We start from the raw sequence: 20,021 nt of genomic DNA, 5'->3' as shown, positions 1-20,021 counted from the left end.
TAAAGCGGTTATGCCACCAGCACTACATCTGCAGCACGTATTCACTAATTCAGCACAAAATCCCGGGCTTCAATTGCTGGTCTGGCCGGTTCACCCAGCGCTTCCAGAATGGCATTCTCAGCGGTACGGGTGATCGCACAGAGGGGCAAGGCGTTTTTAACATCCGCAAAGGGATGCTCCAGCTCATTGGTAACCGCCTGCAAACCAAAAAACACATAGGCCACCACCGCCGCAATCAGGGGCGAAAACCAGCCCACTTCGCCGGTCAGGGCGAATGGCAGCAACAAACAGTACAGATAGGTTGTTCGGCGCACCAACAACGAATAAACAAAGGGTAACGGTGTTGACGCGATGCGTTCATTACCGGCCTGCGCATAGGCAAACTTACCCAGCCGCCGCGCCAGCGTCAGCCGTCCGAAATCATCCAGATCACCATCCGTATGTAAGCGGTTAAGGTATTCACCGGCCTGTTGCAACGCCGCCGCGGCCGGATTTGCTGCACTTAGCATTCGCTCACAAGCCTGCGCATCACACCAGTCCCGGGGTGGCGAGTCCAGCGCTTCACCGCGCAGTTGCTGACGGTGGCAATACAGGAACATTTGCAGATAACCCAGCCAGTTACGCCTTACCTGCGCCTGCGACATATAAGTGTTCACTTCAATCCCGGCAGCCCGGCTGTCGGCAATGATCTGTCCCCACAACTGACGGGCTTCCCACCAGCGGTCATAAGCGGCGTTATTACGGAAACCGAGAAACAGCGACAGGGCAATGCCGAACACTCCCATAGCCGTAATAGAAACATCCGGCAATGGCTGTACAAAATGGTGGATAAGCTGCAAACAGATGGCAAACCCTGTGAAAAATACAATCTTGCCAATTACATTGCCGATGATTGATCCCTGATGAATAAACAATAATTCCCAGGACTTAGGCTGCGGACGAATAATCACGGTGAAACCCCTGTGTTATTAAGACACCGGATTCCATTGTCAGGTAAATATCAGATATACACCACCAGAGACGGATGATTATTTTCAGATGCAAAGACCAAAAAACCGCCGGAGGGCGGTTTTTTATTCATGCTTACGCGGTTACTTCAACCCGGTAGTGTCTGGCGAATTCTATAAATTCATCCAACGGCAGAGGTTTGGCATAGTAGAACCCCTGAACTTCCTGACAACCACTGGCTTTCAACAGTGCCAGTTGCTCAGCCTCCTCAACACCTTCCGCGAGAATTTTCAGATTCAGCTGCTGCCCCAGCTCAACAATCATCTTCAGGATTGCCTGATCATCCGAGTTGTTAAGCAGATCCCGGACAAACTCCCGGTCAATTTTCAGACGGTCCACCGGCAGGGTTTTCAGATAACTCAGTGACGAATAGCCGGTACCAAAATCATCCAGTGCCAGCTCAATCCCCAGCTCGTGAAGTTTCTGCAGGGAGGCAATCACTTCATCCACTTCCGCCAGCAAGCCGCTTTCCGTCACTTCCAGCTCAAGTAATGCAGGTTCCAGACCGGTACGGGTCAGCACCTCCTCCGTCAGCACCGCCAGATCATCATCGGCAAACTGTACACTGGACACGTTGACTGCCACCCGGATCCCCGCCAGCCCCTGAGCCTGCCATGCCTGACAATCACGGCAGGCATTTTCCATAATCTGCGCACCCATCGGCACGATCAGGCTGGACTGCTCCGCCACCGGAATAAACATCCCCGGCGGCATCAGGGAACCGTCTTTACGCCGCCAGCGCATCAGGGCTTCAGCGCCAATCAGGTCACCGGTCTGTAAATCAAACTGCGGCTGATAAAACGGGACGAATTCTCCCAGATCCAGACCGGTGTGCATATCGTGCACCAGTTCCACCCGCCGGGTAACCGCTTCACTGAGTTCCGGGGAATGAATCACCGCCCGGTTACGTCCGGACGCCTTCGCCTGATGCAGGGCAATATTGGCCTGTAAAATCAGTTCCTGACCGTTCGCTGCATCATGAGATGAACAGGCCGCCCCCACACTGGCACTGAGTTGTAATGTCCGGCCAGCCACGGATATCTGCTCTGCCACTGCCTGCTGAACCTGCTCCGCCATCTGTTCCAGGCCAGCCCAGTCAGCGGTCTCCACTGCCTCATCCAGCAGAACTCCGAACTCATCTTCCCCCAGACGGGCCAGCAAGGTATCCGGTGGCAAAGCCGCCTGCAGGGCTTCAGCAAGCATACCCAGCACCTTATCGCCCACTTCATATCCCAGGGTATCGTTAATATCACGGAAGTGATCCACATCCACCAGCCAGATGCGTACCAGTACTTTGCGCGCATCACTGTCAGCCATCCTTTTATCCAGCTCCTGCTGGAAACCGGTCCGGTTGGCCAGTCCGGTCAGCGAATCGGTATAGGCCAGTTTTTCAACCTTAGTGGCCAGCTGTTTACGTTCCCGTTCTTTATCACTGAAACCGTTAAAGGCATCCGCCAGTGACTCCACTTCCCGGTACTGATAATCCTCCGGGGCAAGCCCCCGGTCTTCTCCCCGGGATAAGCTGCGCAGGGAACCGGAAATCCGGTTAAGGGGTTCAGACACCTGCCGGGCAACCCGGAAATTCACCAGCATCACCAGTGCGAACGCCAGCAGGGTTACCCCGGATAAGGTACGGCTGATCCAGACGCCCCGCTCGAGCCAGCCATCCACCACGGTACTCACTTCCAGTAAACCGCGCACGTCGCCCAGCTTCCAGTCCTTCTTAAGCGATGTCGGATGATTGTTATGACAGGCCACACAGGCCGGCGCATTCAGGGTGTCAGCCTGGGCGGCACGCACCATCATCTTGCCGTCCTGCTCAAGTAACTCTACATAAAACTCATCAGGATTTGCCTGCACCGCTTTCCAGGCCCGTTTCTGATACTCGTCCATCTTGCGTTCAATGCGGTTTTTAAAAGGATAAGGGCTGATAAGGTCCGTCATTACCAGCTCCTGAGGCCGGTCATAATCAACCATTTCAATCAGAAAGGTTGCCGGCACCGGCACCCCTGAAGCAGAAGTCTGATGGTCCGCCATTACACTGAAATTGCCTGAACCGGTTACCTTGGAAACCACCTGTTCAGAATAGTAATTGCGGATATTGCGGAAGGTAGCCGCCTGTTGCTGAGCGTTATCAACAGCGGTTTTGGTGACAAACCACTCTAGCAGATACGGTGCTGCCAGAGAGACTGTCAGTGTGCCCACCAGTGCTATCAGCAGCACCGGCGACGTGATTTTCCAATATAACGAACGCGACATGCATCGAAGCCTTATTACGTTTTACCAAGCCCTGAATATGTCTTCCGTTACACAGGGCATTCAAAAACCGGCCTGATGTGCCGGTTCTGCCAAAACCAAAAGCGTGTACTTCAGTAAACGGAACTACTCAGGCAAGCTCACAGCTTCTCCCTTCAGACGTCCGCTTATATCACGCCGCTTTTGCTTCTCTGTGAATGTTTCACCGGTAACCTCCGGTGACGTCAGATACATCTGTACACCGGCTATTACCGCCAATTGCCTTAAACCATAACAAACCAACCAGAGTAAACAACACCTTAGCGACAGATTCCTCATCAAAATGTGCTTGTGTTGATCTACAATACGGTTTTTCTCCGGCCTGAGTTTTGACTATGCACAAGGTTATTTATCTCCACGGTCTCGGCTCCAGCGGCCAGGCCTCTACCGCCCTTGCGCTGCGGGATGCAGGGCTGGATATTACCGCCCCGGATTATGCACCGCAGGATTACACAGCAAGCATTTCCCTGCTGACTGAGCTGATTACAGAACAGCAACCGGCACTGCTGGCCGGTACTTCTATGGGCGGGTATTACGCGCTGAAGCTGGCGGAACTCACCGGCATTCCCTGTCTGGCAGTCAATGCCTGCTTTGAACCGGCACTAAGCCTGAGTAAATACCTGCAGCAACCGGCAGAAGACTACGCCAGCGGCGGCCTCATCCATTTCACACCGCCAATGCTCCACGCCTTTCCCCCGCTGAGTGCAGCCGTTCAGCCGGCAAGCATCATTATTGGCCGACGGGACGAAAGCATACCGGCGGATTATCAACAGGCATTCTGTGAACAAATGGGATGGCATTATCAGTTTCAGGACTGGGGTCACCGGGTGGAAGACGGCCACTGGCTGGCCAGCGAGATAAGACGCGTTATGAGGTAAACATCAGATAAAAAAATGCCCCCTTAAGCCGCACAGGTAAGCCAGCGTCAGGGGGCATTTGCTTGCTGCCATTACCGGTCCAGTCAGTAATAGCAGCCCACCAAACTTAGATCGGACAATATTGATCAGACAATATTGCGTGGTGCAAACGAGAAGCTGCGGAACTCCTTCTTATACTGGGATTCACCCAGCTTACGAATCCGCGCGACACCCATCTTATAGTTGTAGTTACCACTGATGTTGTCGACGATCCGGGCACTCAGGGAATTAGACGGCTGCCGCATATCCAGCATGTTGGCGTAGAGCACGCCTTTCTTCACCGCCGGGGTAACAATCGCCACCGCAGTCACCGCCCCTTTGCTCAGTTCCACATGGCCATTTTTCATCAGTTCTGAGAACTGGAAGTCATTGGCATGCACCCCCAGGATGGTATCTTTCACTCCGACTACACGGTCGGAATACATCATCACCTGGTCGCCCGATTCAATGCCCCGTTTCTGCGCATCTTCCGGATGGATTTCCACCCAGTTTTCCGGCCAGCGCTGAATCACATAAGCACGGCGTTCCACGTCATCAAAACCGGACTGCCAGATCTCATTGATACGGCCATTACTGAACCACAGCTCATCCTCCTTCGGCGTCAGCCATTCGTAGAAATCACTGAACAGCCCCCACGGATGTTTCTGCAGGTTGACCTTACCGGTCTGGGAATTGAAGTGGGTTAACTTCTTACCCAGCACGTTGGCCCCCTGGGGGCCATCTTTCAGCCCCATAGCCGCCAGCTCTTCCGGCTTATTCGTCAGCTCAGTGTCATGCAGACGCTTGGTACCCACCAGCTCGCCGGTGTCGTAGTTATACATCACCGGCCCCTGAATACCGTCGGTGCCAAACTCACGCAATTTTTCGTGCAGGGTTTTACCTTCCTTATGGGCGGCAACCTTAATCATGTGGAAGTCTTTACGGCTGCCACGGCTGAAGCGGGAAGCTTCTTCCGCTACTTCGTTGGCGTTGCGCCAGTCAAAGCCGTCGTACCCCATCCGTTTGGCCAGCTGGGCAATGATCCACCAGTCAGGCTTTGCCTGGCCCGGGGCATCATTAAACTTCTGATACAAACGCAAGCGGCGTTCGCCGTTGGCCCGCATAAAGTTTTCTTCGCCCCAGGTCGCGGCCGGGAACACGATATCAGCAAACTTGGCGCCAATCGGATCACGCAGATAAATATCCTGGTTCACCACCACCATGCCGCCGGAATCCACCCGTTTTTTCAGGGTGTCGATAATGTCCTGTGTGTCATAGCTGTATACCTGATTCGGATTCGCAGTGGTCAGCTCCCAGAACTTCTTCTGCAGGCCCTGTGAACCACTCATGGACTGAATCCATGTGGTACCGATGACATGGGCAAAACGGGTATGACCGGAATACAGCCAGCGGTCAGTATCCAGTGCCCGGCGACGCCGGCCCGGCACTTTCTCCGGCGACTTATTCCGCGGAAACTTGCCGCCTTTAACCCCGCCGCGCTGGTGACCGCCAAAGCGGCCAACCACCCGTCCTTCACGGCCACCAGCACCAACAATGGTTGCCAGCGAACTGATGGCATTGGTATTACCGGTGTTGTTAGACCAGTAGAAACCCTTCTCAATGCCAATGGAGGTCTTACGGCGGCTGCCGTCATCCTTCGGCTTAGCCAGCATTTCAGCCGCTTTGTAGATCTTATCCACATCAATACCGGCAACCTTAGCCGCGTATTTCGGATCATATTCCTGCTGAGCAAACACCCACTTTTTGTAGTCTTCAAAGCCGTTGGTCTGGAACTTGCCCCAGGTGGTACGCCACTGCCACGGAGTGTTACGGGTACCCTGGCCGAAGCCGGAGTTAGACTCCCACTTACTGTTAACCCACTTACTGATCCACTCGGAATCTTCCCAGCCGTTCTCCATGATGATCCGGGAGATAGCCCCCAGCACCAGATTGTCTGAACCGGGATTAATATCCAGATGCAGACCCCCATGTTTCTTCATGAAGGCAATACCGGCGGTTTCCCGCGGGTTCAGAATCACCGTCTGCATACCGGAATAAATCGCCGGCATGATGAACTGGGTAAACAGAATGGTTTTGGTTTCGTACGGGTCAGTCCCGCAGATCATCAGAGTGTCAGCACTGCCCCAATCTTCATAGCTTGGCCCGAAGTTATCAAAGCCCGCATCCCGAAAGCCTGGTGTGGATGTCACATCCGACGGGGTATCGTGGAAGGTAAAGTTCGGGGTATTTACATGCCGCAGGGCATACTTGGAAATCGCGTAGGTATTCTCGATGTACTGGTACGAGTAAGTCTTCACACCATAGGCAGATTCACCGTGCTTATCCAACACGTACTTGCCAATTTCGGCCGCAATTTCCAGTGCCATCTCCCAGGTCACCGGCTGCAGGGTACCGCCTATACGGATCAGCGGCTGGGTCAGACGGTCACGGGTCGCATTCGCCGGGTTGTAAACCTTCTGGGCGATCATCCCGCCGCGCATGGAAGAATCGCCATTGCGGTTGACATGCTTGGTGTCTTTGTCCGGCACAATCACGATGTTATGCGGCTTACCTTTATGCATCACCACATTATGCTGCGACGGTGCCACCCAGGCCTGCAATGGCGCTGACGGGAAATCAATTCCAAAGGCGTTTTCACTGGCCTTCATCCCGCCATTAGCTTTCTCCAGCGGCCAGCGGTAAACCTTATAACCACAGGCTACGATGCAGTAATCACAGGCGGTTGTCAGTACCTCAGCATCTTTTGGCGGTAACGGTGCATGATCTTCCGGGATATAAAAATTAGTTGTCATGATGCGCTCCCTCTAACCAGCCAGCTTATTGTCAACGCGGCCAAACAGCAGGCCCATAATGCCAACGGCATAAACGTTGTCGCCGTCCACCTCCAGCAGTACCTGCGGCAGGCTTTCATACGCCTGGCCGGAAACAATAATGCCGTGACGGCGCAGATCGAAGGTCGACAGATGGAACGGGCACTGCCCCAGCACCCGGTGCTCATCCACCACTTTGTATTCGTTCTGCAACGGGCCACCCTGATGAGTGCACATATAACTGAAGGCAACCACGTCCTGATCATCACCGACGCCGCCGCCCCCCTGAACCCCCATTTTCACCAGCATGGCCTGGGAATTCGGGCCGTCATCCGGGTAATTAAAATCCACCGGCTGGTTATCTTTCAGTTCGCTGAGCTTCGCCACCAGCATCCGCGGATAAGTGGTCACTTCGGCCTGCATGTCACGGGCCATGGCTGTGCCGGGGAACATATTCAGGGTAATAACACTGCTGGCTGCCGCAGCAGTACCGGAATACATCAGGAATTTCCGCCGGGTCAGCATGCATTTACCGTGCTCTTCGGCGGTTTGCTTAGACTTATCAATGCTCATTTTTTCGCCTCCTGCAGTTCTTGCTCAGAGAACAGCGGCTCATAAGGTGGCAGTGTCGGACGTTTGGTCTTCAGCTTCTCGCCGCTGAATGCATCCAGGAAGGCCAGTAACTGCTGCTTTTCTTCTCTGGTCAGCCCCAGTGGCCGGATCAGCTCAGACTTGGTCTGCGGAAAAGCAGTGGTTGTGCCGGCCCGGGTAATCCCGCCCTTGTTGTAGAAGTCGATCACGTCTTCCAGGGTTTCAACGGAACCGTTATGCATATACGGCGCGGTATATTTGATATAACGCAGCGACGGCGTACGGAACTTACCCTTCATGGCAGGCAGTTTGCCCCGGAAGTAAACGCCCGGGTCCGCCTTGGTTTTACGGTACATCTCTTCTGTTGAACCTTTGGCATACAGCTCATAGCGGAAAGTAATCTGCGCCAGTGCATCATCTTCCCAGCGGTCCAGCGGTGCCACTCCGATGTTGTAGTACTTCTGGTCAGAGGCCAGCGCGCCGTTATGACACTGCACACAACCGGCCTTACCTTCGAACAGTTCTTTACCTGCCAGCTGCTCGTCGGTCAGGGCGCTTTCATCACCGTTGAGGTAGTTATCCAGCGGTGTATCCCGCTGCACCAGGGTCCGCTCGTAGGCAGCAATGGCCATCCAGGCGTTGCCGATTTTCGGCCAGTTATCGCCAAAAACATCCTTAAACCGCTGACGGTATTCAGGAATCAGCGCCAGCCGGGCTTCCATGATGTCGTTCTCACCGTTACCGGCAACGCCACCTTTTGCCGCGGAGCGGGCCTGGGCTTCCAGTGATTTGGATGAACCTGCCCAGAACAACTTGTCGTAATAGGCGGAGTTAATGATGGTCTGGGAATTGCGCCAGTGAACAGTGCCCGGGTATCCCAGAGATATATCATCCGGCCAGTCCCAGCCCATAGAAGGCACGTGACAGCTGGCACAGGACGTAGAGCCGTCACCGCCTAAACGGCCGTCGAAGAACAGGATCTTGCCCAACTCGACTTTTTCATCAGTCATCGGATTATCCGGCGGTACCGGCACGGGCCCTAACGCAGCCAGTGCAGGATATGTCTGATCACCGAACTGAATGGTTTTGGCAGGCTGATTCTGACCGGCACGCATCGCATCGGCGATGGCAACAGACACCTCAGACATAGCATTTTCGGCAACACCTTTGCTGTCGGCATTAACGGAAGAACAGGCAGCGGTACTGACGGCAACTGTCATGGCAAACAGTCGGGCTTTTCGGTTAAGTTTCATGATTCGCATCCCCCCTCAGTTCCTGACGCTCTGCCAGTTCTCTATGACCTGATAGCTGTAATCATCAGCCTGCCAGACATGCTCCGGGGTATTCAGCGGATCACCGGACAGCGCCTCAAGGAAGCTCACCAGATCTCCCTGTTCCTTAACAGACAAACCCAGTGGCTTTATCAGCGGGCTCTTGTTGCTGTCCACACCACCACCGTCGTTATAGAAGGACACCACTTCCTGCAAAGTCTGCAGGGTGCCATTGTGCATATAAGGGGCGCTGTATTTCAGTTCGCGCAAGGTCGGCGTCATGAACTTACCGATATCTGAACCGTCTGCCTTATGGCCCTGAACATGGGCACCCACATCACGCTTCAGGTTCATATAGTTCTCATTGCCCATAAACATATTGAAGGCAAGGAATGCCTGATGCCGCTGGGGATCAAGGAAGATATCAAAGTTTTCGGCCACTCCGGTGTTATGGGCTTCGCCGTCGGAAAACAGCGGACCTGTATGACACTGGTTACAGCCGGCTTTACCTTCAAACAGTGCCTGCCCCCGCTTGGCGGCATCACTCAGGGTACCGTTATCAAAAGGAACATTCCGGGAGGTCAGGGTCTTCAGATATTCCGGTATGGCCTTACGGACGGAGCCGTTGGAAGGTTCGCCGTAGCCGGCGTCTTTGAACATCTGTACATACACCGGATCCTGCTTGATACGCTCCTGCATCAGACGCATATCCATGTTCATCAGGTAATCTTCGGTGATCATTTCACGGGTCACATCGTTCAGGTTGGTACCCAAACGGCCATCGTGAAACCACTGATCCTTATAGACGGTATTGATCAGTGTCGGGCTGTTACGGAAATGTCCGCTGCCCGGATACCCCGGCGACAGGGCTTCAGGATAGGAGTAGCCATTCTCAGGCTGGTGACAGCTGGCACAGCTCAGTGCAGTGTCACCGGAAAGGCGCTTATCAAAAAACAACCGCTTACCCAACGCCGCTTTCGCCGGATCAGTTTTCAGCGGTGTCAGCTGCCGTGAATCATCTTCAGCAGCTTGCAGACCCGCTGCCGTAAACGCCGCGGCCACTATACCGGCGACCAGCCAGGGGCGTTGTTTACTTTGCCGAATTCTCATTGCGATTTCTCACCTCGTGATTGCTTACCCTGTGATGTCATATGGCGACGTATGGCGCTTAGGTGAAGCGTCCGTTGCGTGGCAAACACATTGCGGATATGTCTTCGCAGGATCAGTAACAGCTCACAAGAAACGAGATAAAATCAAATAAAAACAACAAACTATAATAAGTAACGTCATTGTACAGCGCAGTAACAATGTAACGTTTTATACAATATTCCGGGCAGCCTGCCCGTCTGATTTAACGTTTCGTTCAATCCTGCACTGTCGACTATAAATGAACTGATTCTTCCCGGTAGCAACAACGCTCATGCCCTTGATGCACATCAACAGATCGGGGCAAACAATGGCATAAACTGAAAATTCACCGCCGGTATTCGCTGTTTTTCAGCCCCTCAGCTCAGAAGAGGATTCGTTATGTCTATTGCAGTGCGCGACCAATTCAATCAGGTACTCAACCACCTGCTGACTCAGGGCGATGAAGCTGACCGCTGCTACGCGGCGAAAGCAGCAGGCCAGAGCGGTGCCCACAACAGCCTTCAGGCACTGCTGGACAACCTCTACCACGAAGATATCGATGTCTGTGTTGATGCCGCCGAGGCACTGGGCAACCTGAAACCCACCACGGATACCGAGGATCTGATCAGCCGGCTAATAGCCGTTGTTGAACAGCACCCTGAAGGGGATGCCAAAGCAGCGGCGGCAAATGCCCTGGCCAGACTGGACCAGCCCGCCGCACTGGCAGCCTTGCTCAGCTGGGCGAAAGGTAACCCCACCGCCAATGATTTTGTGGAAGAATGGGATGACTGGTGGGACATCCAGCTGAACGCCATTAACGCCCTCGGCCGGCTTGGTCACAGTGATGCGGTACCCGTGCTGTTAAACGTGCTGGAAGAAGAGCCTCTGGATATTGAAGCGGATATTCTGCGGGCCCTCAGCTGCTGCGGTGAACCGGGTATCAGTGCGGTCATCGAACTGAGCCGGAGCAACCAGCCCCGGATTGTCCGCCGCAGCATGAATGCGCTGGGCCAGTGCGACTGTGACGCCAGCCTGATTGCCATATTCAAAGGCCTGCGTCACGACCAGCCGGACGTCCGCAGCCACGCGGCTCAGGCGATTGGCCAGCGGCAGGCTATGAAGTACTTCATCGACCTGCTGTATCTGCTGAAAGATCAGGACGCCGATGTACGCCAGCAGGCACTGAACGCAGCACAAACAATGCTGCCGCAGCTTCAGCCCTATCACAGTAAACACCTGACGCCGGAAAAATTCACCGAACTCCACCAACAGCTTGATGCCCGGGGACGGGGACTGATTCTGAATGCCCTCGATCAGTTAATCAGCCAGACGCGTTTACATGAAGACACACAGGATCAATCCTCGCTGGAAAGCGCCGTCCGGGAAAGCCTCAACTCAGCTGATGGCGAAGAAATTGAAGCCGCCGTACAGCTGTTGCATAAAGTCCGCATCAGCGATGCCCAGCAACGGATTCTGGAACGTATAGAAGAAACCGGCCTGCCCCTGACCACCCGGCGCAATCTGGTGTCGGCGCTGGCGCATCTGTCCAACAATCCGCAGAACTGCCTGATCCCCCTGAATAACCTGTTGCGGAGTGAAACCGCTGCCATGCGTCAGGTAGTCATGGAAACGCTGGTACAGCTGGCGCAGAAACCCACCGTGAAGAACCGCTTCAGCTGTGCTGATTTACTGACTTTGTATCTGGCCGGTGAAGACATCTGTTCAGACAAACTGCAGCAACAGCTGGCAGACGCGGATGCGACCGCTGATAACAGTGACGACCAGATGATTCCGAGCGTGATGGTTAACGCCGCCGGTGAACCGGACAGCCCGCCACAACCTCTCAGCGATGAAGAGCGGATGGTGCAGATTCTGGCCAGTTTCGGAGAAGCGTATCCCCTTCCTGACGCCACAGCAGACAATGACCCCAAAGCCTATAAACCGAAACCCCGTTCCACACTGGATGCTATTAATCTGGCCAATATTGAAGCGTCTCTGCACAGTGAAAACCAGACAGAAGATACCGGCCGGGGCGAGCATATCCGGGAAATGGTCGAAGAACTGCCGGATGATATGCACACCTTCGGTGACATTGTCGTCGGTCACCTGGATACCGGCAGCAAACTTAACCTGAACCGCAAGAAAATTGCCAAACTGCCGGACTACAACAACCAGTTACTGGCTGTCCGGGCACTGGGTAAACTAGTCAGCAATGACAGTATCGATCAGTTGCTCAAAGGCCTGCTCTGCGAAGATCCGCACTATGTACTGGAAGTGGTCAGCAGCCTGGCACAGATTGCCGAACAGGATAACCGCCTCAGCTCGCTGGAAAATGCAGTGGGTCCGCTGTCCACACTGTTACTGGCAGGTACTGATCAGATCCGGCAGATGTCAGCCCGGGCACTGGGTGCGCTGGCTAGCCGTAAACCTCTCCCGGTTCTGAAACAGGCCCTGCTGGATGAAGACAGCAATGTGCGCATGGAAAGTTTACGGGCGCTGCAAAAAATACTCCCCAACGGCTCTCCGGACTCGGTTATCCGGGTGGTTCTGGAATGCCTGCAGGACCCGGTGGACGGTGTAGTACTGGCCACCTGTGACTACCTGATTGCCGAACAGGCCGTTAAGCCGCTCAGCACCGATACCGCACTGATTGCCCAACTGACGGAGCTGGGGCTGAACAACTCAGCACTGACCGGCAAAATAGCAGAAACCCTCGCCAGTCTGGCGCCGGATCAGGCAGCAAGGTTACTGCTGACGCCCATTCTTAATGAGGACTTTGCCCAGCAACGGCCTAAGGCACTGCAGATGCTCAGCTATCTGACCCGTAATTAGCCGTCTCCCGGCAGCAATCTGTGCACTAACGGCTTCACTTGCTGCCGGGCCGTCTCTCCCTCAGTATCCAGACAACTCCGGCGAATGATCAGCAACTACGGCATTCAGGAACCGGATTAAACTCAGCTCCTGACCGGATCATTCCACCGGATTACGCAACACTCCTGCCCTGCCTGTCCGGTTTATCCTCACCGGGTGCGGTATTAGGCTTTTCCTGTCTTATGCAGTGTCACCGGCTGACACTGTTCATCATCCACCACAGGAATATTCAGTATGCCCCGTATTGCCCTCATATCCGCTTTACTCACAGCCCTGACACTCCCCGGCATTTCACCGGTCGCAGTGGCTCAGGATACCCGGACAACCGCTCAGGAGAACACCGTGCAACAACTCAGCAATCAGGAAATCATCGCCCTCACCTACGAAGGTAAAGATTCATCGGAAAACGCCATTAACCTGCAACGCTATCTGGCAGACGATGTTGTCTGGACAGAAGCAGCTGGCTTTCCCTATGCGGGCACCTATGTAGGATTCAGCAACATTGCCAAGGTTTTTCAGCAACTGGAAAGCGAGTGGACCGACTACCGTTTCACCGTAGAAGGCTATGTTGCCTCCGGTGACAAGGTCATGGCCTATGGCACCTATTCCGGAACCTTTAACAAAACTGGCAAAGCTTTCCGCGCCCGGGTCAGCCACCTGTGGACACTGAAGGATCAGAAAATCATCGGTTTTGAACAGTTCGTCGACAGCCAGCCGGTTAACGACGCCATGCAGCCATAAAGCTAAAACCATCTCAGGGTTCAGGGGTTTTCTGCTCAAACTGGCCATGCAGCACATATTTTTTGTTCATTTTCTGCTACAAAAGAAGGGCCAAGAGCTGTACGAAAATAAGAACAAAGGATGTCACTTATGAGCAACAGAATTCCCCTGACCGATGTTGAACTGGTCGACGCCGTTAAATCCTGCACCAGCTGTGCCTGGTTCTGGCAGGGTATCAGACCCTACGGGCCTTTCCCCTCTTTTAACTGGGACGAAGAATTTCCTGAAGCTATCCGCGATCAGCCACCTCAGACGGACAACAGCCGGTTTCATGAAAAAACCCATTTAGCACAGGCCGTGGGTGCAGAATATATCCAGCCGGCAGTCCTGCGGGGCTGCCGCAAAGCCCCTATCATGACGGTTGGTATTAACCCCAACCTGAGCGCCTTCAAACCCTACGACAACGGCGCAGACTTTACCTACCCCTGGTTTGACCGCAATGGCAGCTATGCCTATTACTACCGCCACGCCAGTGTGTTTCAGGAACGGACCGATCTGGAATACATGCGCAAGGGCATTATTCCCGGCAGCGAAATCATTGCCCGTGCCGACGGGAAGATAAAGCGCCCGGCCCGGGGCATGGACCACCGCTGGATGGAGATCCCGGTACAGTATGACGACCACGACGAAGAAACCGTCTACGAACTAGGCTGGATACCGGAAGAACGGGCGGTGGTATTCGCATCTAACAGTTTTAAGAAAGGCGACATCATCGCCGCTAAGACAGACCCGGCGAAAGACACCGACATGCAGCTCTATGCCCAGGCGGTGGGTTATTACCAGCGCATCCTGCCGATTCTGAACATTCTTGAACAGCGAATGGATATCCCCAAAGACACGCTGGAAGTGGGGGAAGATGTCAGCATGCATGACATGATCGGCTGTGCTTCACCTGGCTGGAGCGATAAATACGATATCCCTCAGCAGCGGATTGCCAGTACCTGTGTCTCGGAAAAACGCTTTATGTTTGATCAGCTCATTCAGAGCCAGCCGGAAGTACTGATCATCGTCAGTAACAGTTCGCTGAAAATGTTCTGTGACGGGCTGGACAGCTTCAGTGCCAGTATCGACCTGACCACCAAACGGCCTGACTCCGACGAACAGCGGGATGTGTTCGACCTGATGAAAGAAACCTGCCTGCGTAAGCGCTATGTCAGCTATCCGGTGAACGGTAAAACCGTTAAAACCCGGATCATCGTCACACCACATTTCTCTTACGGCAGTAACTTCGATAACCAGTCACGGTTTTCAGTACAGGCCTGGGAGGCATTTAAAGCAGAATATCCCGGTGACTATCTGACCCTGAAAAAAGCTAACAAGATTGAACGGGAAACCTACAAGGGCTACATCCCCATTGATCTGCAGGGCGAAGACGACACCCTGAAAGACAGTATTAACCCGGCCGCCTGGCAGGTACTGATGGGCCACCATTATGAACCCAAAGAACTGGTTGCCGATGCTCTCTATTCAGAAGTGGAAGCGGGTAATCTGCACTACGACAGTCAGTCAGGTCACCTGAAACGGGTCAGTGGCAAGTGCACCTTCTGCGTCAATGATCAGTGGCAATTCCCGGAAGGCTGTGCCTACGGCAAAGCCTGATATCCGAAACGCTGCAATTAAAAAGCCGGGATTTCCCGGCTTTTTTATTCAGCTATCAGCCCTGCGCTTCGAAATCATCTTCACGCAGTTTCGCAGTACCGTCATCCTGAAGCACCCACAGTTCACGGTGAATCACGCCGTGGGCATTATTCATTTTCCAGCCGGAAGTCAGCAGCATGCTGGTTTCATCCACCATTTCCAGTTTCGGCTCGATGTACTCCACATCACTGAAACCATCGGCAATCAGCTTGGTCCAGAACGCCTGGATTTCTTCTGTGCCGGTAAAGGTGCCGAACGGCCGGGCATGCATCACCGCATTCGCTTCATACTGGGCCGCACAACCGGCAGCATCGCCGCTGTTAAACGCATTTTTCCAGTTTTCACTGGCGGCCTGTACCGCCGCTAACAGAACATGATTAGTTTTCATAACTTCTTCCTTCGTTAAATAACAGTAAACATCAAACAGGCTTTCACCGGACCGTTTCCGGCCGGTGACGGCAAAAAAAAACGCAGAAAACGCCGCCCACATTCGCAGGCAGCGTCGTCAAAAATCTCAGACTTACAGATCAGCAAGCAGCTCATCGGTGCTGGCCACCCGGCCATAACCAAAACTGAGTGCCGACATATACGCATGGTGCACATCAGCCGCGGCGACGGTTTTGCCGTCGAAGCTAAGATCCAGCGTGGCGCAGGCATCATGGGCAACCGACACTTCGTAGCCAAAATCAGCAGCAGCCCGGGCACCGGCATCAATACACATGTGACTCATCGCCCCGACAATCACCAGATGCTCAATGCCCTGCTCATCCAGTAACTGCTTCAGTTCGGTGTCCCGGAAGCTGTTGATCTGCTGCTTCAGGACCACCGGCTCACCAGCCAGCGGGGCCACACTTGGGTGAATCTGTGCGCCTTCTGAACCGGGCAGAAAAAACGGCGCATCATCGGTTGGAAACTCATGCCGTACGTGCACCACCTGCAAGCCTTTGTCACGGAAGGCAGCCAGTAATTTAGCCCCCTGTGCCGCGGCGGCTTCTGTGCCAACCAGTTGCCATTTGCCGCCCCGGAAATAATCGTTCTGAAAATCGATCAGTAATAATGCTGTTTTAGCCATTGGCCAGTACCTCTGAAAGAAGATGTTCTGCGTTAAGTCCCGGGAATGATTTAAGGCGCCCTGAATATGGGACTATTATTGCCCGGTACAAGGCGCTAGACTAAAGTCAAAACTGGCACAAAACAGGCTAAAACTGACAAATGGCTAATTCTTCACAGTTAGCGGATAAATCCCTGATCAAAATCGGCATCATTAACTACCCCGGGGCCATGCTGTCTGCCGTCCAGGGGCTCAGGGAAATCTTCCTGCTGGCCAACCGGATCTGCGCGCAGAACGGCTTTGAGCGGGAATTCGAAGTGATTCTGCTCACCCCGGAAGATATCGCCGGAGGCGGTTATGAAGATCACCACTTGCAGGTGCTGATCATGACCCCCTGTCTGGAAGGCAAATATCACCTGCAACCGGATGCCCATCTGAACCGTTGGATGCAACAACATCACAGTCAGGGCGCGGTGGTATGTTCAGTCTGTGCGGGGGCTTTTCTGCTGGCAGCCAGTGGCATTCTCGATGGCCGACCGGCCACCACCCACTGGGATCTGGCAGAACGTTTTGCCACTGACTACCCGCAGGTAAAGCTGGATATCAACAAGATTCTGATTAACGACGGCGACATCATCACCGCCGGCGGCCTGATGGCCTGGATGGATCTGGGGCTGGAACTGGTGGCCCAGTTCACCCAGCCAAAAATCATGCGTCAGTTGGGCAAGTATCTGATCATTGATACCGGCGCGCGGGAACAGCGCTATTACCAGAGTTTTAACCCCAAACTGGACCACGGTGACCGGCTGGTGCTGAAAACCCAGCACCATCTGCAAGCCTGCTTCCATGAACATATCAGCATCAGTGATTTACCGGAGATGGTCCACCTGAGTGAACGGACCTTCTTACGCCGCTTTGTCAAAGCTACGGGCCTGAAACCCATGCAGTACCTGCAACGGCTGAGAATTCAGAAAGCCTGTGACCTGCTGGAAGCCAGTGCCGATACCATAGAAGCCATCGCCGAACAGGTCGGTTACGAAGACACCAGCGCCTTCCGCAAGATTTTTATAAAGACCACCGGATTAACCCCTAAGGAATTCAGGGGACGGTTCAGTTAGAAAGAGAAGAAAGTTTTCAGGAATACGATGAAAAAATTGCGCCCTCCACCGCTCAGGCTACTTCACGGTGGAGAACGCGAGGGCACAAGGCTCGTTACCCGGCAGGTAATCCGGATAACCTGTGCGCGCTGCCCGGGGTAAGGCTTTTTAGGGCAGAGCAGCGCTGCTTTGGAAATCGGACAAAAAGTCTGATCTAAAGGGGACCAAAGTCGTTACGTATTACAGGTTCATTTCCTGCATTACTTTACGGAATGCATCCAGCACCCGGTCGATATCTTCGCGGCTGTGGCCGGCAGATACCTGCGTCCGGATACGGGCCTTACCCTGCGGTACCACCGGGTAAGAGAAGGCAATCACGTAAATACCATGTTTCAGGGCCCGTTCGGCAAACTCAGCGGCTACCTTCGCGTCGTACAGCATGATCGGTACGATTGGATGGTCGCCCGGCAGAATTTCAAACCCGGCCTCTTTAAGTTTTTTACGGTAGTACTGGGTATTCTCTTTCAGCTGACCGCGGATATCCGCCGACTCACTGACCAGATCCAGCGCTTTAATGGCACCGGCAACCACCGGAGGCGCGACCGTATTGGAAAACAGATACGGACGGGAGCGCTGACGCAGCAACTCGACAATTTCCTTACGGCCACTGGTATAACCGCCACTGGCACCGCCCAGGGCTTTACCCAAGGTACCGGTGAGGATATCAATCCGGCCAATCACACCGCAGTGCTCATGGCTGCCGCGACCGTTCTCGCCGACAAAACCGGTGGCGTGGCAATCATCCACATGGACCATCGCACCGTACTTGTCCGCCAGATCACAGATTTTATCCAGCTGAGCCACATAGCCGTCCATTGAGAACACACCGTCGGTGGTGATCAGCTTGATCCGTGCCCCGTCAGCATCCGCCTGCTGCAGGGCTTCTTCCAGCTGCTGCATATTGTTATTGGCGTAGCGGTAACGCTTCGCCTTACACAGCCGCACACCGTCGATGATACTGGCGTGGTTCAGGGCATCTGAGATCACCGCATCGTCAGCGGTCAAAATGGTTTCAAACAGACCACCGTTAGCATCAAAACAGGACGGATACAGAATAGTATCTTCTGTGCCCAGGAAATCAGTCAGTTTGTCTTCCAGCTGCTTATGGATAGTCTGGGTGCCGCAGATAAAGCGAACCGACGCCATGCCGTAACCAAACTCTTCCAGACCTTCACGGGCTGCCCGGTTTACTTCCGGATGCTGGGCCAGCCCCAGGTAGTTATTGGCACACAGGTTCAGTACCTGTGAACCGTCCTGCAGCGGCACATTGGCATTCTGTGCACCGGCAATGACACGCTCATTCTTGTATAAACCCGCATCGCGAATCGCCGCTAACTGATCGGCGTAATGTTGTCTTGTATTCGCCTGCATTGTTTAATCCTCCCAGTTCAGGATTACTTTACCTGCCTGTCCGCTGAGCATTGCGTCAAAGCCCTGTTGAAATTCTGTGTAGTGCATCCGGTGCGTAATGACCTGGCTGAGATCCAGACCGGTTTCCACCATCATGGACATCTTGTACCAGGTGTCGTACATCTCACGGCCGTAAATACCTTTAATCGTCAGCATGCTGAAGATCACCCGGTTCCAGTCGATGTTGGTATCCTGATTCGGAATACCCAGAACGGAAATCTTACCGCCGTGGTTCATGTTGGCGATCATGTCGTTCAGTGCCGCCGGGCTGCCGGACATTTCCAGACCCACATCGAAACCTTCCACCATGCCCAGCTCTTTCTGAATATCATCCAGCTTCTCGTCCATGATATTCACCAGACGAGTAGCCCCCAGCTTGCGGGCCAGATCCAGACGGAACGGGTTGTGATCGGTCACTACAATGTTACGGGCACCGGCATGTTTACAGACCGCTGCCGCCATACAGCCGATAGGCCCGGCACCGGTGATCAGCACGTCCTCACCCAGTAACGGCCACTGCAGCGCAGTGTGGGTTGCGTTACCAAACGGATCGAATATAGCGGCGATGTCTTTATCAATATCCGGGCGGTGAACCCAGACGTTCGCCATTGGCACAGCAATATACTCAGCGAACGCACCGGTGCGGTTTACCCCGATACCGGACGTGTGATTACAGAAGTGACGCTTACCGGACATACAGTTACGGCACCGGCCGCATACCACGTGCCCTTCACCGGAAACGATCTGGCCAGGATAAAAATCCACTACGTTGGAACCTACATCGACAATTTCGCCCACAAATTCATGGCCGATTGTCATCGGAACCGGAATGGTTTTCTGTGCCCATTCGTCCCAGTTATAGATATGCACATCGGTACCGCAAATCGCCGTACGCTGTACTTTGACCAGAACATCGTTAATACCGATTTTAGGCATCGGTACCTGTTCCATCCAAAGGCCTACTTCTGCCTTCGATTTAACCAGTGCTTTCATCGCCACTTCTCATATATTGGAAAATTTTCCTGCATACTTACTCAAGAAAGTACAATATGCAAGATTTTTTTCTAATATCCTAAAAACGACATATGGAAAAA

Annotated in this window: 15 protein-coding genes; 5 read left to right on the top strand and 10 right to left on the bottom strand. The window is 53.8% G+C overall.

Features of this window, described 5'->3' with window-relative positions:
* Positions 1-44 precede the first annotated feature (44 nt).
* Positions 45-950, bottom strand: a complete 906-nt coding sequence (locus JYB63_RS16805) for a bestrophin family protein (protein ID WP_205659066.1) — start codon at positions 948-950, stop codon at positions 45-47.
* Positions 951-1,083: 133 nt separating this feature from the next.
* Positions 1,084-3,267, bottom strand: coding sequence for an EAL domain-containing protein (locus tag JYB63_RS16800; protein ID WP_205659065.1), 2,184 nt, complete (start codon positions 3,265-3,267; stop codon positions 1,084-1,086).
* Between the two features lie 371 nt (positions 3,268-3,638).
* On the opposite strand from JYB63_RS16800, the gene JYB63_RS16795 reads away from it, so the two are divergent.
* Positions 3,639-4,181 carry a YqiA/YcfP family alpha/beta fold hydrolase gene (locus JYB63_RS16795; RefSeq protein ID WP_205659064.1) on the top strand — a complete coding sequence of 181 codons (543 nt, stop codon included), beginning with the start codon at positions 3,639-3,641 and terminating at the stop codon, positions 4,179-4,181.
* A gap of 125 nt (positions 4,182-4,306) precedes the next feature.
* On the opposite strand, the gene JYB63_RS16790 is transcribed toward JYB63_RS16795, so the two are convergent.
* Genes JYB63_RS16790 through JYB63_RS16775 form a run of 4 tightly spaced genes read right to left on the bottom strand, consistent with a single transcriptional unit; the run spans position 4,307 to position 10,002 of the window.
* Positions 4,307-7,012 carry an arsenate reductase (azurin) large subunit gene (locus JYB63_RS16790; RefSeq protein ID WP_205659063.1) on the bottom strand — a complete coding sequence of 902 codons (2,706 nt, stop codon included), beginning with the start codon at positions 7,010-7,012 and terminating at the stop codon, positions 4,307-4,309.
* 12 nt (positions 7,013-7,024) lie between these two features.
* Positions 7,025-7,603 carry an arsenate reductase (azurin) small subunit gene (locus tag JYB63_RS16785; RefSeq protein ID WP_205659062.1) on the bottom strand — a complete coding sequence of 193 codons (579 nt, stop codon included), beginning with the start codon at positions 7,601-7,603 and terminating at the stop codon, positions 7,025-7,027.
* Complete coding sequence (locus tag JYB63_RS16780; RefSeq protein WP_205659061.1) at positions 7,600-8,874, bottom strand: cytochrome c peroxidase; 1,275 nt, start codon at positions 8,872-8,874, stop codon at positions 7,600-7,602. Before JYB63_RS16780 ends, JYB63_RS16785 begins: the two co-directional genes overlap by 4 nt.
* A 15-nt stretch (positions 8,875-8,889) precedes the next feature.
* Positions 8,890-10,002: a cytochrome-c peroxidase gene (locus tag JYB63_RS16775; protein ID WP_205659060.1), complete on the bottom strand. Its 1,113-nt coding sequence runs from the start codon at positions 10,000-10,002 to the stop codon at positions 8,890-8,892.
* Between the two features lie 417 nt (positions 10,003-10,419).
* Here JYB63_RS16775 and JYB63_RS16770 point away from each other — a divergent pair, with 417 nt between their 5' ends.
* From JYB63_RS16770 to JYB63_RS16760, 3 genes are all read left to right on the top strand, one after another.
* On the top strand, positions 10,420-12,852 hold the full coding sequence (locus tag JYB63_RS16770) for a HEAT repeat domain-containing protein (protein WP_205659059.1): 2,433 nt from the start codon (positions 10,420-10,422) through the stop codon (positions 12,850-12,852).
* Positions 12,853-13,125: 273 nt separating this feature from the next.
* On the top strand, positions 13,126-13,632 hold the full coding sequence (locus JYB63_RS16765; protein WP_205659058.1) for a nuclear transport factor 2 family protein: 507 nt from the start codon (positions 13,126-13,128) through the stop codon (positions 13,630-13,632).
* A 129-nt stretch (positions 13,633-13,761) separates the two neighbouring features.
* Complete coding sequence (locus JYB63_RS16760; protein ID WP_205659057.1) at positions 13,762-15,270, top strand: hypothetical protein; 1,509 nt, start codon at positions 13,762-13,764, stop codon at positions 15,268-15,270.
* Positions 15,271-15,325: 55 nt separating this feature from the next.
* Here the strand turns inward: JYB63_RS16760 and JYB63_RS16755 are convergent, their stop codons facing one another.
* Together JYB63_RS16755 and JYB63_RS16750 are read right to left on the bottom strand one after the other, a co-directional pair.
* Positions 15,326-15,697, bottom strand: coding sequence for a YybH family protein (locus JYB63_RS16755; protein WP_205659056.1), 372 nt, complete (start codon positions 15,695-15,697; stop codon positions 15,326-15,328).
* Between the two features lie 132 nt (positions 15,698-15,829).
* A complete protein-coding gene (locus JYB63_RS16750) occupies positions 15,830-16,381 on the bottom strand; it encodes a cysteine hydrolase family protein (protein ID WP_205659055.1) in 552 nt (183 codons plus the stop codon).
* Between the two features lie 140 nt (positions 16,382-16,521).
* On the opposite strand from JYB63_RS16750, the gene JYB63_RS16745 reads away from it, so the two are divergent.
* Complete coding sequence (locus tag JYB63_RS16745; protein ID WP_205659054.1) at positions 16,522-17,478, top strand: GlxA family transcriptional regulator; 957 nt, start codon at positions 16,522-16,524, stop codon at positions 17,476-17,478.
* 219 nt (positions 17,479-17,697) lie between these two features.
* On the opposite strand, the gene kbl is transcribed toward JYB63_RS16745, so the two are convergent.
* Both kbl and tdh read right to left on the bottom strand, forming a co-directional pair.
* On the bottom strand, positions 17,698-18,888 hold the full coding sequence (kbl, locus tag JYB63_RS16740) for a glycine C-acetyltransferase (RefSeq protein ID WP_205659053.1): 1,191 nt from the start codon (positions 18,886-18,888) through the stop codon (positions 17,698-17,700).
* A gap of 3 nt (positions 18,889-18,891) precedes the next feature.
* Entirely contained in the window at positions 18,892-19,920 is a 1,029-nt protein-coding gene (tdh, locus tag JYB63_RS16735) for an L-threonine 3-dehydrogenase (protein WP_205659052.1), read from the bottom strand.
* Positions 19,921-20,021: the final 101 nt, after the last annotated feature.

It is taken from the genome of Aliamphritea spongicola (assembly GCF_017051665.1).
Taxonomy (GTDB): Bacteria; Pseudomonadota; Gammaproteobacteria; order Pseudomonadales; family Balneatricaceae; genus Amphritea; species Amphritea spongicola.
This window is presented reverse-complemented; position numbering and strand designations above follow the sequence as displayed.